Source organism: Sutterella massiliensis, assembly GCF_016899755.1.
GTDB classification, from domain to species: domain Bacteria; phylum Pseudomonadota; class Gammaproteobacteria; order Burkholderiales; family Burkholderiaceae_F; genus Sutterella; species Sutterella massiliensis.
Map to the genome: position 1 here is coordinate 1 of NZ_JACJJC010000215.1, position 611 is coordinate 611.

At 57.8% G+C, this 611-nt stretch carries 1 pseudogene; it reads left to right on the forward strand.

What is annotated here, in order from left to right:
- Window positions 1-115 precede the first annotated feature (115 nt).
- Window positions 116-611: pseudogene (locus H6A60_RS12230) on the forward strand (hypothetical protein); the annotation flags it as partial.

A 611-nucleotide genomic window follows, 5' to 3' on the forward strand; every position in this document is an offset into this window, starting at 1 on the left:
CGGAGATGTGTATAAGAGACAGGCACAGACGTAAGGCACCGGTGACGGAGAAAATTATCAGGCTTCGACACAGGCGGAAACGACGACAGGCGTCACGGAAGCTACGTCGGGCTCAATGTCGGGAGATGTTGGTCTGTCCACGCAAGAGGGGCGTACGGTCAGCAACGGGACTCGGGTACAGGCCAATACGAAAGAACTTAAAGCTTACGAGAAGGCTAACGCGGCATACAACGCTGCCCGGGGAGTTGTTGCGGGCAGTTCGACGAGTGTTCCTGCCGCAGCATCTGCTAGTGCTCCGGCGGCTGCTTCTACGCCTGCAGCCGGATCGAAACTCTCGGTTGGCGCCGAACCCGCCGGCGGCGCCGCTTCGAACAAACTGCCGGTCAAACCTTCCGAAACGATCGACGTACCTGCGGGCGGCGATATGAAATCCCGAGGTTTCGGCGCAAAAGTCGGTCTGCAGGGGAACGGTCAGCTTTCCGGCAGTGCCAGTGACGGCCATAACCTAAAAGACAGCTACGGCAAAGGCACGGGGACGAATTTCACGGAAGAAGAACGAGCCGAACTTGGGAAGATGTTCTCGACCGGGTTCCAGAATATGAATTCGGAAC